The organism is Pseudomonas sp. PS01298 (genome assembly GCF_029959745.1).
Classification (GTDB): domain Bacteria; phylum Pseudomonadota; class Gammaproteobacteria; order Pseudomonadales; family Pseudomonadaceae; genus Aquipseudomonas; species Aquipseudomonas aylmerensis.
Window position 1 is genome coordinate 1 of record NZ_JASCPP010000104.1, and the last position, 21,246, is coordinate 21,246.

The window sequence follows — 21,246 nt, forward strand, 5'->3', positions numbered from 1 at the left end:
CCCATCAAGCCCAGCTCCCCCCAACAAGCCCGGTTCACTCCAATAAACCCAACTCACAAAAAACCGCGGCTCCCCCCTATCCAGACACCACAGCCGTGGCCTTCCATCGACTTTCGCCCAAACAATCGAAAACATTATTTGCTTTATTTGTATACAAAAGCATAATTCGCTTCGTGCGAGTTCCTGACCTATTGGTCAACAAAACCCGCCAGCACCTCAAAGCGCTGCTGCCCACTTTCGTGACCGGCGCTGGAAATAACAATAAAACTCTTGAGGAGTACTCGCTGTGGAAAGCCGCAAATCCGAAGCCCCAACGCTGGATCTCTCACCCGCACGCAGTGGCTGGCTGGAACGCCTGTTCAAACTGCGCCTGCATGGCACCACAGTGAAGACCGAACTGATCGCCGGCCTCACCACGTTCATCACCATGGCCTACATCATCTTCGTCAACCCCAACATCATGGCCGACGCCGGCATCGATCATGGCGCGGCGTTTGTCGCCACGTGCATCGCCGCGGCGCTGGGTTGTCTGTTGATGGGCCTGTACGCCAACTGGCCGGTAGGCCTGGCGCCGGGCATGGGCCTGAACGCGTTTTTCACCTACACCGTGGTCGGCACCATGGGCTATCACTGGGAAACCGCGCTGGGTGCGGTGTTCATTTCCGGCGTGTTGTTCATGGGCCTCACGCTCTCCCGGATCCGCGAGTGGCTGCTCAACAGCATTCCGGTCAGCCTGCGCCACGCCATGGGCGCGGGTGTCGGTCTGTTCCTCGGGGTGATCGGCCTGAAAACCGCCGGGATCATCGTCGACAGCCCGGCCACGCTGATCAAGCTCGGCTCGCTGCATGAGCCGGCGCCGCTGCTGGCGGCGGTGTGTTTCCTGCTGATCGCGATCCTCAGCTATCACCGCGTATTCGGCGCGATCCTCATCAGCATCATCGCCGTGACCCTGGCCGGCTGGGGCCTGGGCCTGGTGCATTACAACGGGATCCTTTCCACCCCACCAAGCCTGGCACCGACCTGGATGGCCATGGACGTGAAGGGTGTGTTCAATGTGAGCATGATAAGTGTGGTATTTGCCTTTCTTTTTGTGCACATGTTCGATACCGCCGGTACACTGATGGGCGTTGCGCAACGCGCCGGGCTGGTCAATGCCGACGGCAGGATCGATAACCTGTCCCGCGCCCTCAAGGCTGACAGTGCCTCCAGTGTGTTCGGCGCCATGGTCGGTGTACCGCCGGTGACCAGCTACGTGGAAAGCGCTGCCGGAGTTGCCGCCGGTGGCCGTACCGGGTTGACCGCGGTCACGGTCGGCGTGCTGTTCGTGGCGGCGATGTTTTTCGCGCCGCTGGCGGGCATGATCCCGGCCTACGCCACGGCGGGTGCGCTGATTTACGTGGCGATGCTGATGATGGCGAGCATGGCCCATATCAATTGGGATGAAGCCACCGACAGCATCCCGGCCATCGTGACCGCGATCATGATGCCGCTGACCTTCTCGGTCGCCGACGGGATCGCCCTGGGCTTTATCACCTATGTGGCGCTCAAGGCTGGCACCGGCAAGTACCGCGAGATCTCCGTGAGCCTGTGGGTGCTGTGCGCGATCTTTATCGCCAAGTTCGTCTTTCTATAAAAAAGGAGCATGCAATGAGTCTGGAAACCTGGCTGCTGTTCAGTGGCGCTGCACTGGTAGTGATCCTGATCCCGGGGCCGCTGTCGTTGCTGATGATCAGCAACAGCCTGAACTACGGCCTGCGTCGCTCATACCCGGCCTTTCTCGGCGGGGTGATCGCCTCGATCTGCCTGTTGAGCGCGTCGGCCCTGGGCCTGGGCGCATTGCTGCTCGCGTCGGAAAACCTGTTCAGCGCACTGAAGATTGTCGGCGCGCTGTACCTGTTCTATCTCGCCTGGCAGAGCTGGCAGCAATCACGCCAGCCATCCCAGGGCGCGACAGTGCCGCAGGCTGCGCCGGTGCCACGCTTTCGCGCGCTGTTCGGGCGCGCTTTTGTGCTGGGGGCCAGCAACCCCAAGGACATCCTGTTTTTCGCCGCCTTTTTGCCGCAGTTCCTGAGCAGCCAGCAACCTTTCCTGCCGCAGTTGCTGATCATGATCGCCACCTGGACCCTGCTCGACCTGCTGTGCAAGCTGGCCTACGGCCTCGGCGCCCATGGTGCTGCGCGGTACCTGCGCAGTGGCAGCGGTCAAAGCTGGTTCAACCGCGTCAGCGCCGCCCTGTTCGGCAGTGCCGGCGTGGCTTCGCTGATCAAGGCTAGAATGGTTTCACTTTGACGAAATAAACCGTTGGCGGCAGATTGCCCTGGCTGGGCCATTGAATGCCGGTGACGATCGGAACGAGGCGCTGCTCCCTCATGGCGCTTCGGACCATGGCAGCCACGACTGAATCCTGATGCGCGTTGATGGCCGTATTCACCCAGCCATCAGTCAGGCGCATATTCAACTGAACGCTCCCTCGCTCAAGCCACTGATAGGTCATGTAATACAGCTGGCTTGAACGTGGATGCGTCGCCACCAGTTCATGCATCGGAACATGCCCTCGCCTTACCTGCCATTCGTGAAGGCTGAAACCCTGCTGCTCGAGCACTGACCTGACAGCCGCGCGTTGGGCGGTTCTTCTCTCAATCGCCAACGACATGTCACCGGACCGCAGCCGCGCATCCAACGCCACAGGGGGCCTGAAGTCGACACGCGTAAAGCCTGGGGTCTTGCCTTCGTAACCAATGAACACTGACGTCGGCTTCCTTTGCACAGGCCGCAGCATCCTCAGCAAATCATCCGTCTGACCGGGCCTCACCGGATTGGGGGTCATCCAATCGTCTAACGTCGCCCGCAGGTTGAGCAAATGGCTGGCCGTTGCCGAGCGAGAGGAGTCCGAAAGCTCAAGCACCCGGGCCACTGCAAACTTGCGGCTGTGACGCGTCAGCCCTGGGAACGCCCTGCCGACCTCTGCCTCCGGCGGCCCAGTGAACAGAGGGGCATGGAGCTGCCACTCACCGGTGGCGGTACGCGTCGCCGGCAGCGGTTGCTCACCCAGCGCGGTGGTGGTCCATCGTTCAATGTCCACGCTGACCCTGGAAACCAGTGGCTCGTGTTTGCCGATAAACACGAACTCGCTCAGCGGCGCGTGATCGCCTTGGTGGAGCAACCGGTAATAACCCGCCGCCGATTGTGTGGGCGTGTCATAGCGGCGGCCCACGTAAATGAGGTCATAGGGAAATCCTGGCGGTTCCAGCGGCACATGGAATACCCCTGAAGCCACGGAAGCCAGCGACTGCGCGTCAGGTGCGGGTGCACGCCAACTGAACCAGTGATCGGCCGGTGCGGATGACTGGCGGATCCGGTTGTGCGTGGCGATGCGCACGCTGGGCGGGCGCCAACTCGGCGGCTGCACCGCTTGCCACGGACTGAGTAGCGCGGAACTCGGACCGGCCATGGGCGCATCCGCCCCCAGCAGCCATTCCTTGGGCGAATAAATCGTCAGGATCAGCTCATCTGTTCCCGGCGCGTCGCTGTTTTGCAGGCGGAAAAACGCTTCGCCCTCACGGCGGTAAACCGGGTAATGGTGCGTGTCTTCCACCAAGAAGTGCTCGCCGCGCCGCACGTAGAGACCCTTTTCCCCGGGCCCCTGCAACACCACCGCGTTGTGCGGCCTGCCCGGGGCGCGAAACCGTTCCAAGGGCTTGAGCCGCGCGACTGCCGGGGACGATCGCGGCAGGTTGAGGGGCCGACCAAACTGCGCGAGGGTTGAACGATGGATCCGTCCCAGGCTTGCACCTATCGACCGCGTCATCGGGCGAACCACCGCGCCCGCCTTCACCTTTGGACCGGGCACAAAGCTCAGCAACAGGTCTATCGCCAAAAATACCGTGCCAAACGCCACGTCCACCGCAACCCGAGGATCACCCGTGCGGTGATAGTGTCGCGCGGTCAGCAGCAGCTCATACAACTGGTTACCCAAGCCAAAAAACGGCAGGACAATCGACAGCAAGGCCCGCCCTCGGCTATCCGCCTCGGCCTCCAGGCGCTGCTCGCGGTAGGTCTCCAGACTTTTGCGCGACTGACTGCCGGCCTGTGCCTGACGGTGCAGATCAATCGCCCTCGCCTGATACAGGAGCGCCCTGGCATCACTGTGTGAGGTGGGCACCAAGGCCAGCCAGTGCTGCGGGTCACTGGCAATCTGCTCGAGGATCTGTTTTTCAATGTCCTCGAACAGTGCAGTGGGCACCAGGTGTTTGACGGAGAACGAGCGAACAAACTCGACGCCGCGCCAGAACCCATTCACCAGGGCGTAGTCAGGGCGCAAGTCGGCGGGGTCGAAGGACGTCGCGTGTGTTTGCCCAGGATGCGCGTTGATGGCTTCGAACGCCCAGCCGGGTGCAATGTGCCGTGCCAGTGCGCTGACGTGATCAGGCGATGCCCAGTGACGGTTCAGGTGTTCCTGGGCCGCTTGCAGGTTGGCGTGCTCACTGAGGCTCATGCCATCCGGCGCGGCGGGCCAGTAAACCACGCAACGTTGGGAAAGCCGGTCATGAATCACCAGGATGCCCGCGCAATAACGATCATGCTGCAGGGTATGGGCCACCAGATGCACGATGTACAGCTGCAATTGATCGCCATGTTCCAGCAAATCCTGAGGAATGCGTGCGTTCATGGCGGTGTTGAAAAAGCGCTGCGCCTCCAGCGTCAACCCGCGTCGAACCGCCGAATACAGATCTGCGTCGGCACCTGCCCGCAAGACGCGTCTCAAGAGTTGTGGCACACGCATGTCGGTACCGGGCGAATAAAACACACTGTCGATCAATACCGCGTAGCGCCCGCCGATATCCAGCGAGAACACCATATTGATCAAGTAGTCCGCGCTCAGTTGCTGCTTCCACGCGGGTTTGAGGTACTCGGCGTACTTGAAACGCCACCACGTGGGCATCATCTGCGGGTCGAGGTTATGCAGCGCCAACTGCAGCAGGCTGAACCGCGAACGCTCGGGGCTGGGCGTCAGGACTTCCTTGCGATCGCCCACTGTACAACTGCTTTCCCAACCACAGACCTTGCCGTCGACGTGGTCGGGCATGTCGATAAACGGTGTGTCGATATCCAGTTGCGGGAACAGGCCGTCCTCGCGTAAGCGCGCAATCAACCGTTCACGGGCATAGGTGTGCAGATCCGGCAGCCGCTGTTTAAGGTGTTCTTCAAACGCCAGCACGCTGCCCAGGGAGTGGCGCAGCAGGTGCTTGAAGCGCTTGCGCTGCGCCACGCTCGCCTCGCCCAGCCAGGACGGCAGTTTTTTCTTCGCGCTCGCAGCCTTGCGCACCAGCGCCACATGCACCTGCGCCTGGATCAGCGCATCGCTGACCGGCGCATGCAGATGCTGCTCCAGTTCGACCGCCAGCAGCAGGCGACTCAAGGCAATATCCGCGGTTTCACTGAATACACGGGCGCCGCCATCGAGGCCGCGCTGCAGGGACAGGTAACCTTTGAGCAGCCGTTTGAGCGCCAGCAGCACGGGGTTACCCTCGATGATTTGATAACGCACCGCGAGGGTTTGGTCGGCAGCCTGCTCACGCACACTTTGGCGTTTGGGTCGCTCGACGTAGCGCCCCAGCACCGATTCATCTCGGCTGCCAAGGCTGGCCCTGATCCCCACGGATAATGCGCCAAGGCTGTCAAATACCGTCACGCCGCCGTCTCGCCCGAACGCACACAGCACCGCCGGTTCGCGCCGCTCGGGATCACTGAGCGCCGCCTTGCGGGTCACCGCAAACAGGCTGTGCAACGGAGAATCGGTATCGGGTCCAGCCCCCACCAGAACCGACAGCACGCAGGCCTCGCTGTCTGCCCGTTTGCTGGCCAGCGGCGTATCCAGCACTTCGAGCAGCAGGTCGCGGTGGACCGTGCGGACCAACTTGAGTCGGTGCTGCAACTCGATTTCGCCACGCAGCCAATCGGTCCAGAGTTGGAGGACAGAGGCCAGGCGATGGCGTTCACCGTCGGGTTTTGCCTTCCAGAACGCCACGTCGAACAGCTGCAGTTGCGCCCCCTGCACCAGCGCGGACAAGGTGTCCGCGGTAGCCTTGAGTTGCGCTTCAAGCGTCACGAAATCCCGCAAGGCTTGGGTATATTCCACAGGGTCCTGCGGGTTCAGCAGTTTCATCAGGCCTTTTTCGTAGCGTTTGACTTGGTGCAGCGCAGTGTCCATCGCCAGCCACGGCGCCGTACTGGCGAAAATGATCTCGTGACGCCGTCGATGCCGGTCCCAGGCCTGCAATGGCTGGCGCATACTCCCCAACCGTGGCGTGCCCACCCAATGTGTTCGGCCGCGCTCGACGTCGGCGAGATAGCGGCCGGCGTCGGTCACTGGAGGCTGTCGCGCACCGGCAAAGACCTGCGCCAGGTTGATCGACACCGCGCACGCCAACTCATTTTCCCATTGGCTCTCCAGCATCGCCTGGGCGCTGAGCACAAACACATCGCTCTTCACCGCTGAACCTTGCCACACCGCTGCGGCGGTCATTTGCGCCGGACACACCGGGTGCCGACGCCGCAAGGGCAGGCACTGCCACAGCTCATCCAGTGACGTCCCCTGGATCAGCGCCACCAGGCCGCACTGCAATTGGCTGAATGAGCGGTACTCGTAATAGTTGCGCGTCAACCCTGGCAGGTACATCACGTGCGGCGACTGCGCAGGGTCATCCGCGCGATGAATATGCAGCGCACCGGGAATGGGCATCAGTCGCGGGCCCACACCCGGCCACATCAACTGACTGACCTTGAGGCTGGCCCACGGTTCGCCCGCGCGTTGCCGCGCCTGCGCCGTCGGCGCATCCACCAGCGCCTGGACCATGGCCCGCCCTGCACTCGATAACTCGTCCAGTTGCCAGGCCACAAAAGCCTGGTCGGCGAACGCCTGCTGGTGCAACTGGGTCCAGCGCTCCTGGCGCGTCAGCCACGATCCCGGCACCAGCGCCTGCCAATAGTCGCTGTATGCCTGGGCAAGCCGCCCAAACAGGTTCAGGGCAATCACCCGCTGCAACGCCTCCAGCGGGGTAAACGGCAGAACGCGGGCGGGATCGTCCTTGAGGCTCAGGGTGGTGTACTGGTTGAGATTGATCGGCACCGAAGGCAGCACCAACAGGCGCAGCGTGCGGTCGGTCAGGCTCTCGACTTTTTGCGCGGCGGCAGGCGGCCTGGGCTCGGTGAGCAGCAGCTTGTCCGGGTCCAGGTCAAAGGCCTTGCGCAACTCGGCGCGAATGACCCGCAAGACCCTGGGCGCTCCGAGGATCAGGCGCGAGCGTAATCTGGCTGACTCGGCACTGCGCAGATCAGCGGCTGCGAGCCAGTTGATCAGCAGGCTGGGATGGGGGCTGGCGTTGATCCGCCGCGTCAATTGAGTACGCATCGCCTGCCATGCATCGTCGTCAGGCACATCGGAATCGTCAGGTAAGGTCACGGCGGTATCTGCGTCGAGGAAAACACCTAGCCTATGCAGCACCCGCCCTGATAAGGCGCTAGATAATTGAACGCGCCCCGGGCAAAAAAAAGCCCGCAGTGTGGGCGGGCGAAAAACCAACGAAGAGCTTTGGGGGTGTGAAGCGAGGTGACGACTCAGCTACCGCGATAGGTGGAGTAGCTGTAAGGCGAAATCAGCAGGGGCACGTGGTAGTGGTCCTGTTCGGCACTGATGCCAAAACGCAGCACCACCACATCGAGGAACGCAGGCTGTGGCAATTGCACGCCGCGGGCGCGGTAATAGTCGCCGGCGCTGAATTGCAATTGGTAGACGCCACTGCGGTAATCCTCCCCTTGCAGCAGCGGCGCGTCGCAGCGACCGTCGCTGTTGGTCACGGCCGTGGCGACCAGCTCCAGTTGCGCGCCTTCGACGCGGTACAGCTCAACCTGGATGGCGCTGCCTGGGCAGCCGTGGGCTGCGTCCAGTACGTGTGTGGTCAGTCGTCCCATGGGTTGGGGCTCCCTTGCGTTGAGTGAAATAAGCCGCCCCCTTATGGGGCATGAAAAAGTCGTGGCTGAGCTGATTAAGACACTTTTAATAAAAATTGTACACAATAAAAATCACAAAGTTTCTGACACCCCTGCTGGCACACGCCCCAAGCTCAAAAACTCAACACCCCTTGCTTTTAAACGACCTTTTATCCATTTACTGACCAACCGGGCAAGTTTCTTGCAGTGTTAAGCTGCAGCAACCGCCGAGAAAAAATGCGGAAATACAGGCTTACAAAGTGACTATCAAGTTGTATACAATCAGCCCATCGCTGTGACGCCACCCAGTCTTTCCGCTGGCCGCCACACACTTGCTACCACGAACAAGAAGGAAGACTGCAGTGAGCGCTGACTACCCACGCGACCTGATCGGTTACGGCAGTAACCCTCCTCACCCCCACTGGCCGGGCAAGGCGCGCATCGCTTTGTCGTTCGTACTCAACTACGAAGAAGGCGGCGAGCGCAACATTTTGCACGGCGACAAAGAGTCTGAAGCCTTCCTTTCGGAAATGGTCTCGGCCCAGCCGCTGCAGGGCGAACGCAACATGAGCATGGAGTCGCTGTACGAGTACGGCAGCCGTGCCGGCGTGTGGCGCATCCTCAAGCTGTTCAAGCAATTCGATATCCCGCTGACCATCTTCGCCGTAGCCATGGCCGCCCAGCGCCACCCGGATGTGATCCGCGCGATGGTCGAGGCCGGCCACGAGATCTGCAGCCACGGCTATCGCTGGATCGACTACCAGTACATGGACGAGGCCCAGGAGCGCGAGCACATGCTCGAAGCCATCCGCATCCTCACCGAACTGACCGGCGAACGCCCACTGGGCTGGTACACCGGGCGCACCGGCCCCAACACGCGGCGGCTGGTGATGGAGGAAGGCGGCTTCCTGTATGACTGCGACACCTACGACGACGACCTGCCCTACTGGGAACCCAACAATCCGACCGGCAAGCCGCACCTGGTGATCCCCTATACCCTGGACACCAACGACATGCGCTTTACCCAGGTGCAGGGTTTCAACAAGGGCGATGACTTTTTCGAGTACCTCAAGGATGCCTTCGACGTGCTCTACGCCGAAGGCGCCGAGGCGCCGAAAATGCTTTCGATCGGCCTGCACTGCCGCCTGATCGGCCGCCCGGCGCGCCTGGCTTCGTTGAAGCGCTTTATCGAATACGCCAAAAGCCACGAACAGGTGTGGTTCACCCGCCGCGTCGATATCGCCCGTCACTGGCAAGCAACCCACCCGTACACGGGAGCTGCGAAATGACTGCGTTTAAGACATTGAAACCCTCGACCTTGAGCCGCGACGCTTTCGTCGCAGCCTTTGCCGACATCTACGAACATTCGCCATGGGTGGCCGAAAAGGCCTACGACCTGGGACAGGACACCTCGATCGACCAGATCGAAACCCTGCACCAGCGCATGAGCGACATCCTGTTGAGTGCCGATCATGCCAGCCAACTGGCGTTGATCAACGCTCACCCGGACCTGGCCGGCAAAGCCGCCGTCCAGGGCCAACTGACCGAAGCCAGCACCAATGAACAGGCTGGCGCCGGTATTCACCAATGCACGGCCGAAGAGTTCTCGCGCTTCACCGAGCTGAACGACGCCTACAAGGCCAAGTTCAAGTTTCCCTTCATCATGGCGGTAAAAGGCAGCAACCGGCATCAGATCCTCGCCGCGTTCGAAACGCGCATCCACAACTCGGTGGACACCGAGTTCAAGTGCGCGCTGGACGAGATCAACAAGATCGCGTTGTTCCGATTACTGACTCTTTAAGCAGACCTGGCCCGAGCGGTTCATGAACGCCCAGGGCCTGGCGAGCATCCCAAGCCACTCTATTTAAGGCAGACAAGAAGAATGAAAGCTTACGCCGTACCTTTCGAGAAGTTCGTCAACCTGGCCGACGCCCGCCTGGGCACCAAGATCATCTCCGTCACCGATGACTGGTTCGCCGACGCCAACCGCCTGTTCCAGCCTACCCCGGCCGTGTGGAAGGAGGGCGTTTTCGATGACAACGGCAAGTGGATGGACGGCTGGGAGTCGCGCCGCAAGCGCTTCGAAGGCTACGACAGCGCGGTGATCCGCCTGGGCGTACCGGGCTCGATCAAGGGCGTGGACATCGACACTTCATTCTTCACCGGCAACTTCCCGCCATCGGCCTCGCTGGAAGCCTGCTTCCTGGCCTCGGGCGAGCCGGATGACAATACCCAGTGGGTGGAAGTGCTGTCGGCCGTCGAGCTGCAGGGCAACAGCCACCACTACCACGAAATCAGCAACGACCAGGCGTTCAGCCACCTGCGCTTCAACATCTACCCGGATGGCGGCGTGGCCCGCCTGCGTGTGTACGGCGTGCCGTTCCGCGACTGGTCCGCAATCGGCGACAACGAACAGGTCGACCTGGCTGCCGCGTTGAATGGCGGTCGCGCCCTGGCGTGCTCCGATGAACACTTCGGCCGCATGAGCAACATCCTCAACCCGGGCCGTGGCATCAACATGGGCGACGGCTGGGAAACCGCACGTCGTCGCACGCCAGGCAATGACTGGGTGATCGTCGCGCTGGGTCACCCGGGCGAGATCGAGAAGATCATCGTCGACACCCTGCACTTCAAGGGCAACTACCCGGACACCTGCTCGATCCAGGGCGCCTTCGTGAAGGGCGGCACCGACAGCCAGATCGAAACCCAATCGCTGTTCTGGCGCGAACTGCTGCCGGCACAGAAACTGGAAATGCACGCCGAACACACCTTCGCCGAACAGATCAAGGCACTGGGCCCGATTACCCACATCCGCCTGAACGTGTTCCCGGATGGCGGTGTGAGCCGCCTGCGCGTTCTCGGCAAGGTCGCGAAGTAACACCCGATCGTTCCCACGCTCCGCGTGGGAACGCATTCCGTGACGCTCTGCGTCACAAGAGCGGACGCAGAGCGTCCGGGGCGGTGTTCCCACGCAGAGCGTGGGAACGATCCATAGACAAGATTAAGAAGACAGCCATGCGCACACTGATGATCGAACCCCTGACCAAAGAAGCCTTCGCCCCTTTCGGAGACGTTATCGAAACCGATGGCAGCGATCACTTCATGATCAACAACGGGTCGACCATGCGCTTTCACAAGCTGGCAACGGTAGAAACCGCGCAGCCTGAAGACAACGCGATCATCAGCATCTTCCGCGCCGACGCGCTGGATATGCCGCTGACCGTGTGCATGCTGGAGAGACACCCGCTGGGCAGCCAGGCTTTCATCCCGCTGCTCGGCAACCCCTTTCTGATCGTGGTCGCGCCACTTGGCGATGCACCTGTATCAGGCTTGGTCCGCGCCTTCGTCACCAACGGCAGGCAGGGCATCAATTACCATCGCGGCGTCTGGCACCACCCGGTGCTGACGATCGAAAAGCGGGATGACTTCCTGGTGGTTGATCGCAGTGGCACAGGCAATAACTGCGATGAGCATTTCTTCAAAGAGGATGAGCGATTGATCCTCGCCCCCCACCAATAAGAGAAGGCCGGATCACCCGACAACAAGGGTGACAGGCGAGAGGTAAAGACTGTGGAAGCACATCTGTTGGAATGGCTGAACCTTAGCGTGCGCTGGGTTCACATGATCACTGGCGTCGCCTGGATCGGCGCTTCGTTCTACTTCGTCTGGCTGGAAAACAACCTCAACCGCGTCAACCCCAAGGACGGCCTGGCCGGTGACTTGTGGGCGATCCACGGTGGCGGTATCTACCACCTGGAAAAATACAAACTGGCCCCGCCGACCATGCCGGACAACCTGCACTGGTTCAAATGGGAAGCCTATTTCACCTGGATGTCAGGCATTGCGCTGCTGTGCGTGGTGTTCTACTCCAACCCGACCTTGTACCTGCTGGCCCCGGGCAGCAGCCTCAGTGGTCCGGAAGGCGTGCTGCTGGGCATCGGCTCACTGTTCGTCGGCTGGTTCATCTACTCCTTCCTCTGCGACTCGGCCCTGGGCAAGCGCCCTGCCCTGCTCGGCTTCATTCTGTTCGTGCTGTTGATTGCCGCCGCGTACGGCTTCAGCAAAGTGTTCAGTGGCCGTGGCGCGTACCTGCACGTGGGCGCCGTGATCGGCACCATCATGGTCGGTAACGTGTTCCGCATCATCATGCCGGCGCAACGCGCGCTGGTGGCGGCAATCGCCGAGAACCGCACGCCGGATCCGGCCCTGCCGGCCAAGGGCTTGCTGCGTTCACGCCACAACAACTACTTCACCCTGCCCGTGCTGTTCATCATGATCAGCAACCACTTCCCGAGCACCTACGGCAGCCAGTACAACTGGCTGATCCTGGCCGGGATCGCGGTGGCGGCAGTGCTGGTGCGGCATTACTTCAACACCCGCCACAACAGCCAGAAGTACGCGTGGACCTTGCCGGTGGGCGCCTTGGCGATGATTTGCCTGGCGTATGTGACCGGGCCCAAGCCCGTTGCGACCGCTCCGGACGTGGCCAAGGCACCGGCGGCGATCGAGTACCAGCCGCTGCCGGAAACCGCCTTGGGCGGTGGCTTGAAGCCCGCAGCCCCTGCCGCTCCAGCCGCGCCAGCCGCAGAACCTGCACCTGCGCCGGCCCAGGCGACGATTGATTTCGACAAGGTGCACGGGGTGATCCAGGAACGCTGCGCCGTGTGCCATTCGGCCAAGCCCACCAGCCCCCTGTTCAGCACCGCGCCGGCCGGGGTGATGTTCGATACCCCGGCGCAGATCCAGCAGCAGGCGGCGCGCATTCAAGCGCAAGCCGTGGCGAGCCAGATCATGCCGCTGGGCAACATCACCCAGATGACCCAGCAGGAGCGTGACTTGATTGGCACATGGATCAATCAGGGGGCGCGTACCAACTGACAGACTTACAAGGCTCCCACAATTGAGACCATGGGTGTTTTGAAGATTGAGTTCCGCCCGGCAATTGAATGCCAAACAACACAAAAATAAAAAAGATCCGAGGTGTTGCATGTCCCAGTTAGAACCGCAGATCCCTGCCGCGCCCGCGATGGAGCGGCTGCCCCTCTTGCAACTGATTCTGGTAGGCCTGCAACACGTCTTGCTGATGTACGGTGGCGCCGTCGCCGTCCCCCTGATCATTGGCCAGGCCGCCGGCCTGAGCCGTGAAGAAATCGCCTTTCTGATCAACGCCGACCTGCTGGTGGCCGGTATCGCCACCCTGGTGCAGTCGTTCGGCATCGGCCCGGTGGGCATTCGCATGCCGGTGATGATGGGCGCCAGTTTCGCCGCCGTGGGCAGCATGGTCGCGATGGCCGGCATGCCCGGCATCGGTCTGCAGGGAATCTTCGGCGCGACCATCGCCGCCGGCTTCTTCGGCCTGTTGATCGCGCCGTTCATGTCCAAGGTCGTGCGTTTCTTCCCGCCGCTGGTGACCGGCACAGTGATCACCGCGATCGGCCTGTCGCTGTTTCCGGTGGCCGTGAACTGGGCCGGTGGCGGCAGTGCAGCGGCCACCTTCGGCTCGCCGATCTACCTGGCAATTGCCGCCCTGGTGCTGGCCACCATTTTGTTGATCAACCGCTTCATGCGCGGTTTCTGGGTCAATATCTCAGTGCTGATCGGCATGGGCCTGGGGTACGCCTTGTGCGGCGCCATCGGCATGGTCGACCTCGCCGGCCTGGCCCAGGCGCCGTGGGTGCAAGTGGTGACGCCGCTGCATTTCGGCATGCCCAAGTTCGAGCTGGCGCCGATCCTGTCGATGTGCCTGGTGGTGGTGATCATTTTCGTCGAATCCACCGGGATGTTCCTCGCACTGGGGAAGATCACCGGCCAGGACGTCACGCCGAAGATGCTGCGCCGCGGCCTGTTGTGTGATGCCGGCGCGTCATTCTTCGCCGGTTTCTTCAATACCTTTACCCACTCCTCGTTCGCGCAGAACATCGGCCTGGTGCAGATGACCGGCGTGCGTTGCCGCTCGGTGACCATGATGGCCGGCGCTTTCCTGATCGTGCTCAGCCTGTTGCCCAAGGCCGCGTTCCTGGTGGCGTCGATTCCACCGGCGGTCCTCGGCGGCGCGGCGATTGCCATGTTCGGCATGGTCGCGGCCACCGGTATCAAGATCCTCCAGGAAGCCGACATTGCCGACCGCCGCAACCAGTTGCTGGTAGCGGTGAGCATCGGCATGGGCCTGATCCCGGTGGTGCGCCCGGAGTTCTTCGCGCAACTGCCACTGTGGATGAGCCCGATTACCCACAGCGGGATCGCCATGGCCACCCTCAGCGCGTTGTCGCTGAACATATTGTTCAACATTCTCGGCGGGGCTGAACGCCCTGTCGTCGCCCACACGCATTGATTCCTTCGTTAAAACAACAATAACAACGAACAGGAAACAGCCCCATGCACGCCATTCACCCGGGGCCGGCCACCCGCCGTGCCCCATTCCTGCCCCATGCGCTCTGTAACGGCGCACTTGAGCCAAGGCTTTGGAGCCAGTATTCTCCGCGCCCGCTCGAATCGACTCAAAAAAAAACAGCCAATGTAAAAGCTGACTGCAAGGCCAACTTACCCCGGCCCAATGTCTGCTGCCAAAGTGCGCAAAAGTTCTCGATATTCGACTGCATCCGATGCAGCCGACGGGGATTTTTTGGCTTTTTAAACACCTTGGCGCAGCTCTTGCTAAAAGCATTAAAGCTGACCGAACAGACGATTTTTGCAGCGAACCAAAAGGCGCCACACCAGAGCGCCTGCGTAGAAGAAAAACCATAAAACTTTAACTCGGGAGCAACCGAATGAAACCTATGTTCAAAGGCCTGATGCTGGCGGGATCCCTGCTGGCCGGTGGCCAGGCCGTGGCCGGTGATCTGTTGCAGTGGCAGAACAACAGCCTGACTTACTTGTGGGGCAAGAGCTTTACCGTCAACCCGCAGATCCAACAAACCGTGACATTCGAACATGCCGACGCCTGGAAGTACGGCGACAACTTCTTCTTCCTCGACCGCATCTTTTACAACGGCAAGGAAGACGGCAATGTCGGCCCCAATACTTATTACGGTGAGTTCAGCCCGCGCCTGTCGTTTGGCAAGATTTTCGACAAGGACTTGTCATTCGGCCCGATCAAGGATGTCCTGCTGGCCTTCACTTATGAGTTCGGCGAAGGCGACAACGAGTCGTACTTGCTCGGCCCAGGCTTTGATTTGAACATCCCCGGTTTCGACTACTTCCAGTTGAACTTCTACCAGCGCCAGACCGAAGGCAATCGCCCGGGTGACGGCGTCTGGCAAATCACCCCGGTATGGTCGTACACCGTGCCGGTCGGCAACTCCGACATCCTCATCGACGGCTTCATGGATTGGGTGACGGACAACGACAAGAACGCGCGCGGCACTTACCACGCCAACCTGCACTTCAACCCACAGGTCAAATATGACCTGGGCAAGGCGCTGCACTGGGGCGACAAACAGTTGTACGTAGGTTTCGAATACGACTACTGGAAGAACAAGTACGGGATCGAGGATTCCGGCGCGTTCAAGACCAACCAGGACACCGCGAGCTTCCTGGTCAAGTACCACTTCTAAATAACACTGCAAAACAAATGTGGGAGCGGGCTTGCTCGCGAAGGCGGTGGATCAGTCAGCGATTCGGTGGCTGACACACCGCTATCGCAGGCAAGCCAGCTCCCACATTTTTAGACCGGTGACAGGCCTAAGAACCTCGACAGTTCCTCGCGCTTGGCCAACGCATCCTTCCTGCCCAGCTCGATCAATTCGCTGCAGTACCCCGCCTCGAACAGCAGGTAGCTCAACACCCCCGCCCCGCTCGTCTTGGTCGCCCCCGGCCCGCGTAGAAACAAGCGCAATGCCGCCGGCAATTCCTGCCGATGACGTGCTGCGATTTCATCGATCGGCTGGCTGGGTGCAATCACCAGCACTTCAACCGGGGCCAGGCCCTGTATCGCGGCATCCGCCGGTAACACGTGGCTGAACTGGTTCAAGCGCTCCAGTAGTTCAATATCACTTTCCAGGCTGTCAATGAACGTGCTGTTGAGCATATGCCCGCCAATCTGCGCCAACGTCGGCTCCTGGCCGGTGTAGGTGCGCTGCGTCGACGGCTCGTTGCCCCGCGGGTTACCGCTGACGCCGACCACCAGCACTCGGCTCGCACCCAGATGCAAGGCCGGGCTGATCGGCGCCGATTGCCGTACGGCGCCGTCACCGAAATATTCCTGGTCGAGTTTCACCGGCGCAAACAACAAGGGGATCGCCGAACTGGCCAGCAGGTGTTCAACCGTCAGTTGCGTCGGCACGCCGATACGCCGATGGCGCAACCACGCGTCGATGGTGCCGCCGCCCTGGTAGAAGGTCACGGCCTGCCCGGATTCGTAGCCGAACGCCGTCACCGCGACCGCATGCAAATGCTGGTGGCGGATGGCTTCGTCGATGCCGTCCAGGTTCAACCGCTCCTGCAGCAAATCGCGCAGCGGCGCGCTATTGAGCAACGCCACCGGCACCTGGGCGCCGATGCCCAGCAGGCTGTGGATAAAGAACCGGCTCGCCTGGCGAATTACCCCCGGCCAGTCGCTGCGTAACACCCGATGGCTGCGAAAGCCCTGCCAGAACACGGTAAGACGTTGGACCGCGGCGGTGAAGTCCATTGCGCCACTGGCCAGGCTCACCGCATTGATCGCGCCGGCAGAGGTGCCGACGATCACCGGAAAAGGGTTCGGCGCTCCCGGCGGTAACAGCTCGGCAATCGCCGCCAATACCCCCACCTGATACGCCGCTCGCGCCCCGCCGCCGGAAAGAATCAAGCCTGTAACCGGTTCAGCTGGGCGCATCGCATCACTCCGTGTGGGGAAAGCTCGTTCTTTGTGGCGAGGGCGCTTGCTCCCGGAGGACTGCGCAGCCGCCACACGCTCTTATCAACGACGTTTTTCGTACAGTTTAGGCTCGCCTGGTGGCCGGCTCTTGAAGCGGCGATGGGTCCACAGGTATTGCTCGGGGCATTCTCGTACCGAGGCCTCGACCCACTGATTGATGCGCAGGCAATCGACTTCATCGCTTTCGCCGGGGAAGTCGGTCAACGGCGGGTGGATCACCAGGCGGTAACCGCTGCCGTCCGCCAGGCGCTCCTGGGTGAACGGCACCACCAGCGCCTTGCCCAGGCGGGCAAACTTGCTGGTGGCGGTCACCGTGGCGGCCTGGATGCCGAACAACGGCACGAACACGCTTTGCTTGGCGCCGTAGTCCTGGTCCGGTGCGTACCAGATGGCGCGGCCGGCGCGCAGCAGCTTGAGCATGCCGCGCACGTCTTCACGCTCGACCGCCAGCGAATCGAGGTTGTGACGCTCGCGACCACGGCGCTGGATGTAGTCGAACAACGGGTTGCCGTGCTCGCGGTACATGCCATCAATGGTGTGTTTCTGCCCCAGCAGGGCCGCGCCGATTTCCAGCGTAGTGAAATGCAGGGCCATGAGGATCACGCCCTTGCCATCCAGCTGGGCCTGCTTGAGGTGTTTAAGGCCTTCGACGTGGGCCAGGCGCGCCAGGCGCTGACGCGACCACCACCAGCTCATGGCCATTTCAAAGAAGGCGATGCCGGTGGAGGCGAAGTTTTCCTTGAGCAGGCGCTTACGCTCCTTGGCGGATTTTTCCGGGAAGCACAGTTCCAGGTTTCGCGCGGCGATACGCCGACGTTCACCGGCCACCCGGTACATGCCCGCTCCCAGCAGGCGACCAATGGTCAGCAGCGCGCGGTACGGCAATTGGGTGACCAGCCACAGCAGGCCGAGTCCCAGCCATAACAGCCAAAAACGCGGGTGAAAAAATACAGCTCGAAAACGCGGGCGATCCATTACAGATTCCGGTAAAGACAGGGCCGCGCATTCTACAACGGTTCGACTCGGCTTGCGGCCAGTGAGTGTTCTCGTTATAAGTCTCGACACTTTTCGTGACAAGCCGCTTTTGCCGACCATGAGCCAAACCGAACCGCTAGACCAAGATCCCGTGTTCCAGCTGAAAGGCAGCATGCTCGCCATCACCGTGCTGGAACTCGCCCGCAACGACCTCGACGCCCTGGATCGCCAGCTCGCCGCCAAGGTCGCCCTGGCGCCGAACTTCTTCAACAATGCCCCGCTGGTGCTGGCCCTGGACAAATTGCCGGCTGGCCAAGGCTCGATTGACCTGCCCGGCCTGATGCGTGTGTGCCGATCCCATGGCCTGCGTACCCTGGCGATTCGCGCCAGCCGTATCGAAGACATCGCCGCCGCCATCGCCATTGAACTGCCAGTACTGCCGCCATCCGGCGCGCGCGAGCGTCCGCTTGAACCTTTGGTCGGCGAAGTGAAGAAAAAACCGGAAAAACCTCCGGAGCCTACGATCAAGCCTACAAAGATCATCACCTCGCCCGTACGCGGCGGGCAGCAAATTTACGCCCAGGGTGGCGACCTGGTGGTGATCTCCTCGGTCAGTCCGGGGGCGGAACTTCTCGCCGATGGCAATATCCATGTATACGGCCCGATGCGCGGACGTGCCCTCGCCGGCATCAAGGGTGATACCAAAGCGCGTATTTTTTGCCAGCAGTTGACTGCTGAACTAGTGTCCATCGCAGGCCAGTACAAGGTTTCAGAAGATTTGCGCCGTGATCCGCTGTGGGGGGCCGGGGTGCAGGTCAGCCTGTCGGGCGATGTGTTGAACATCATCCGTCTTTAACGGATACTGCCGCATTTTCCAAGCATCTCTAGACTCTGATAGCACAGCGAAACCGGCAAGACTTGCGTAGGAATAATTGAAAGTTGGCGTTTCCCCTACGGAAACCACATCTTTTTCCTACTAGGGCTGCCCGCCTGCAGCGAGTTCCAAGAGATGTTTTTCAGGGACTGAAAAGTCCTTTTTCCTTAGGGGTGAAACACCTTGGCCAAGATTCTCGTGGTTACATCCGGCAAGGGTGGTGTGGGTAAGACCACCACCAGCGCCGCTATCGGTACCGGCCTCGCTCTGCGCGGCCACAAGACAGTCATCGTCGACTTCGACGTCGGTTTGCGTAACCTCGACCTCATCATGGGCTGCGAACGCCGCGTGGTGTACGACTTCGTCAACGTGGTGAACGGCGAAGCCAACCTGCAACAGGCCCTGATCAAGGACAAGCGCCTTGAGAACCTGTACGTGCTGGCCGCCAGCCAGACCCGTGACAAGGATGCACTGACCAAAGAAGGCGTGGGCAAAGTCCTCGCCGAGCTGAAAGAAACCTTCGAATACGTGGTGTGTGATTCGCCGGCGGGTATCGAAACCGGTGCTCACCTGGCGATGTACTTTGCCGATGAAGCCATCGTGGTGACCAACCCGGAAGTGTCCTCGGTACGTGACTCGGACCGCATGCTCGGCCTTCTGGCCAGCAAATCCAAGCGCGCCGAGGAAGGCCAGGACCCGATCAAGGAACACCTGCTGCTGACCCGCTACAACCCTGAGCGCGTCAGCAATGGCGAAATGCTTGGCGTTGAAGACGTCAAGGAAATCCTCGCCGTGACCCTGCTGGGCGTGATCCCGGAATCCCAGGCGGTGCTCAAGGCATCCAACCAGGGCGTGCCGGTGATTCTCGACGACCAGAGCGACGCCGGCCAGGCGTACAGCGATGCCGTTGATCGCTTGCTGGGCAAGACCGTGGAACATCGCTTCCTCGATGTCAAGAAGAAGGGATTCTTCGAGCGTATCTTTGGAGGCAACTAAACAATGAAATTTCTCGACTTCTTTCGCGCCAACAAAAAGCCAAGTACCGCGTCGGTAGCGAAAGAGCGTCTACAGATCATCGTGGCGCACGAACGCGGCCAACGCAGCACTCCGGATTACCTGCCGGCCTTGCAGAAGGAACTGGTCGAGGTGATCCGCAAGTACGTCAATATCGGTAACGATGACGTGCATGTCGCCCTGGAAAATGACGGCAGCTGCTCGATTCTGGAACTCAATATCACCCTGCCTGATCGTTGATCGAACAGGCGGCCGCCACGGCGGCTCGTTCACCCTGACCTGTTTTACGGGCCGGGTGGGCGAGCCGCCGTTGGCGTTTGTTACGAGGCTGTTTAATGCCGCTGTCCACTATTCATATCCTGCACCAGGACGACGCTGTCCTGGTGGTGAACAAGCCGACCCTGCTGCTCTCGGTGCCTGGCCGCGCCGACGACAACAAGGACTGCCTGATCACGCGCCTGCAGGAAAACGGCTACCCCGAAGCCCGCATTGTCCACCGCCTGGACTGGGAAACCTCGGGCATCATCCTGCTCGCCCGGGACGCCGATACGCACCGCGAACTGTCCCGTCAGTTTCACGACCGCGAAACCGAAAAGGCCTACACCGCCCTCGCCTGGGGCCAGCCGGAACTGGACAGCGGCAGCATCGACTTGCCGCTGCGCTACGACCCGCCGACCAAGCCACGCCACGTGGTCGACCACGAATTCGGCAAGCACGCGCTGACCTTCTGGAAGGTGCTGGAGCGCTGCGGCGACTGGTGCCGCGTCGAACTGACGCCGATCACCGGGCGTTCGCATCAGTTGCGCGTGCACATGCTGTCGATCGGGCATCCATTGCTCGGCGATGGGCTCTACGCCCACGAACAAGCCCTGGCCGCCTGGCCACGCCTGTGCCTGCACGCCAGCATGTTGAGCTTCACCCATCCGCAAAGCGGCGAACGCGTGCGCTTCGAGTGCCCTGCACCGTTCTAAGCTGCATGCACGCTCAAATGTGAGAGCTGTCGAGCTTTAGCGAGGCTACAAAGGCGGCGGCACTGACAGTCCTTCTGTGCCTGACACACCGCCTTCGCGGCCTCGCTGGGGCTCGACGGCTCCCACAAGGGGGGCGGCTGTGTGGCTGGGATTGAGCAGGCACCGGGTTTCGCTGATTGCAGTTTCTGCAGAGTGTCGCTGGGTGAGCTGGATCCCAGCGACCGCTAGGTTTCGCTATGTGGCTGAGATTCCAGCCACCACACCGCCCAACTGTGGGAGATGTCGAGCTTTAGCGAGGCTGCGAAGGCGGTGGCACTGATAGCCCCTCTGTGCCTGACACACCGCCTTCGCGGCCTCGCTGGGGCTCGACGGCTCCCACAGGGGGGGCGGCTGTGTGGCTGGGATTGAGCAAGAACCGGGCGGCTGAGATTCCAGCCACTACACCGCCTAAATGTGGGAGCTGGCTTGCCTGCGATGGCGGTGTGTCAGCCTCAAATCTTTCACTGACAGACAGCCATCGCAGGCAAGCCCGCTCCCACAGTGGTTCTGTGTGATGTTCAAGAAGGCAG

At 61.3% G+C, this 21,246-nt stretch carries 19 protein-coding genes; 15 read left to right on the plus strand and 4 right to left on the minus strand.

What is annotated here, in order from left to right; all coding sequences use genetic code 11:
* The 3 genes from QMX97_RS26080 to QMX97_RS26090 all read left to right on the plus strand — a co-directional run.
* On the plus strand, window positions 1–389 hold a 389-nt coding region (locus QMX97_RS26080), incomplete at its 5' end, for a hypothetical protein (RefSeq protein WP_282397858.1).
* Window positions 287–1,633 (plus strand): NCS2 family permease, encoded by a 1,347-nt coding sequence (locus QMX97_RS26085; RefSeq protein WP_120449300.1) that lies wholly within the window; start codon window positions 287–289, stop codon window positions 1,631–1,633. The genes QMX97_RS26080 and QMX97_RS26085, both read left to right, overlap by 103 nt.
* A gap of 14 nt (window positions 1,634–1,647) precedes the next feature.
* Window positions 1,648–2,289, plus strand: a complete 642-nt coding sequence (locus tag QMX97_RS26090) for a LysE family translocator (RefSeq protein ID WP_065903413.1) — start codon at window positions 1,648–1,650, stop codon at window positions 2,287–2,289.
* Here the strand turns inward: QMX97_RS26090 and QMX97_RS26095 are convergent.
* Both QMX97_RS26095 and uraH read right to left on the minus strand, forming a co-directional pair.
* Window positions 2,270–7,462, minus strand: a complete 5,193-nt coding sequence (locus tag QMX97_RS26095) for a DUF6543 domain-containing protein (RefSeq protein WP_282397859.1) — start codon at window positions 7,460–7,462, stop codon at window positions 2,270–2,272. The two genes, QMX97_RS26090 and QMX97_RS26095, sit on opposite strands and share 20 nt — an antisense overlap.
* 155 nt (window positions 7,463–7,617) lie before the next feature.
* Window positions 7,618–8,001: a hydroxyisourate hydrolase gene (gene uraH / locus QMX97_RS26100; RefSeq protein WP_177343941.1), complete on the minus strand. Its 384-nt coding sequence runs from the start codon at window positions 7,999–8,001 to the stop codon at window positions 7,618–7,620.
* 350 nt (window positions 8,002–8,351) lie between these two features.
* On the opposite strand from uraH, the gene puuE reads away from it, so the two are divergent.
* The 8 genes from puuE to QMX97_RS26140 all read left to right on the plus strand — a co-directional run bounded on the left by puuE (window position 8,352) and on the right by QMX97_RS26140 (window position 15,542).
* A complete protein-coding gene (gene puuE, locus QMX97_RS26105) occupies window positions 8,352–9,278 on the plus strand; it encodes an allantoinase PuuE (protein ID WP_065903420.1) in 927 nt (308 codons plus the stop codon).
* Complete coding sequence (uraD, locus tag QMX97_RS26110) at window positions 9,275–9,790, plus strand: 2-oxo-4-hydroxy-4-carboxy-5-ureidoimidazoline decarboxylase (RefSeq protein ID WP_065903423.1); 516 nt, start codon at window positions 9,275–9,277, stop codon at window positions 9,788–9,790. The genes puuE and uraD overlap by 4 nt, the downstream gene beginning before the upstream one ends.
* Before the next feature lie 81 nt (window positions 9,791–9,871).
* On the plus strand, window positions 9,872–10,867 hold the full coding sequence (gene alc / locus QMX97_RS26115; protein WP_065903426.1) for an allantoicase: 996 nt from the start codon (window positions 9,872–9,874) through the stop codon (window positions 10,865–10,867).
* Window positions 10,868–11,004: 137 nt separating this feature from the next.
* Complete coding sequence (locus QMX97_RS26120; RefSeq protein ID WP_027603915.1) at window positions 11,005–11,508, plus strand: ureidoglycolate lyase; 504 nt, start codon at window positions 11,005–11,007, stop codon at window positions 11,506–11,508.
* A 51-nt stretch (window positions 11,509–11,559) separates the two neighbouring features.
* Complete coding sequence (locus QMX97_RS26125) at window positions 11,560–12,867, plus strand: urate hydroxylase PuuD (RefSeq protein ID WP_065903429.1); 1,308 nt, start codon at window positions 11,560–11,562, stop codon at window positions 12,865–12,867.
* 109 nt (window positions 12,868–12,976) lie between these two features.
* Window positions 12,977–14,320, plus strand: coding sequence for a nucleobase:cation symporter-2 family protein (locus QMX97_RS26130; protein ID WP_065903433.1), 1,344 nt, complete (start codon window positions 12,977–12,979; stop codon window positions 14,318–14,320).
* A 44-nt stretch (window positions 14,321–14,364) separates the two neighbouring features.
* On the plus strand, window positions 14,365–14,733 hold the full coding sequence (locus QMX97_RS26135; protein WP_141697272.1) for a hypothetical protein: 369 nt from the start codon (window positions 14,365–14,367) through the stop codon (window positions 14,731–14,733).
* Window positions 14,734–14,756: 23 nt separating this feature from the next.
* Window positions 14,757–15,542, plus strand: coding sequence for an outer membrane protein OmpK (locus tag QMX97_RS26140; RefSeq protein WP_065903436.1), 786 nt, complete (start codon window positions 14,757–14,759; stop codon window positions 15,540–15,542).
* Between the two features lie 110 nt (window positions 15,543–15,652).
* Here QMX97_RS26140 and QMX97_RS26145 read toward each other — a convergent pair whose 3' ends face one another.
* Both QMX97_RS26145 and QMX97_RS26150 read right to left on the minus strand, forming a co-directional pair.
* On the minus strand, window positions 15,653–16,801 hold the full coding sequence (locus tag QMX97_RS26145; RefSeq protein WP_120449305.1) for a patatin-like phospholipase family protein: 1,149 nt from the start codon (window positions 16,799–16,801) through the stop codon (window positions 15,653–15,655).
* 84 nt (window positions 16,802–16,885) lie between these two features.
* Window positions 16,886–17,818, minus strand: a complete 933-nt coding sequence (locus QMX97_RS26150) for a lipid A biosynthesis lauroyl acyltransferase (protein WP_282397860.1) — start codon at window positions 17,816–17,818, stop codon at window positions 16,886–16,888.
* 118 nt (window positions 17,819–17,936) lie between these two features.
* Between QMX97_RS26150 and minC the strand changes: the two genes are divergently transcribed.
* From minC to QMX97_RS26170, 4 genes are all read left to right on the plus strand, one after another.
* Window positions 17,937–18,674 carry a septum site-determining protein MinC gene (minC, locus tag QMX97_RS26155; RefSeq protein ID WP_065903444.1) on the plus strand — a complete coding sequence of 246 codons (738 nt, stop codon included), beginning with the start codon at window positions 17,937–17,939 and terminating at the stop codon, window positions 18,672–18,674.
* Window positions 18,675–18,875: 201 nt separating this feature from the next.
* The gene (gene minD, locus QMX97_RS26160; protein WP_003175251.1) at window positions 18,876–19,688 is read left to right on the plus strand and encodes a septum site-determining protein MinD; all 813 of its coding nucleotides are present in this window, start codon (window positions 18,876–18,878) and stop codon (window positions 19,686–19,688) included.
* A 3-nt stretch (window positions 19,689–19,691) separates the two neighbouring features.
* The gene (minE, locus tag QMX97_RS26165; RefSeq protein ID WP_003175252.1) at window positions 19,692–19,946 is read left to right on the plus strand and encodes a cell division topological specificity factor MinE; all 255 of its coding nucleotides are present in this window, start codon (window positions 19,692–19,694) and stop codon (window positions 19,944–19,946) included.
* A gap of 95 nt (window positions 19,947–20,041) precedes the next feature.
* Window positions 20,042–20,677 (plus strand): RluA family pseudouridine synthase, encoded by a 636-nt coding sequence (locus tag QMX97_RS26170; protein ID WP_065903447.1) that lies wholly within the window; start codon window positions 20,042–20,044, stop codon window positions 20,675–20,677.
* The last annotated feature ends 569 nt before the right edge of the window (window positions 20,678–21,246 follow it).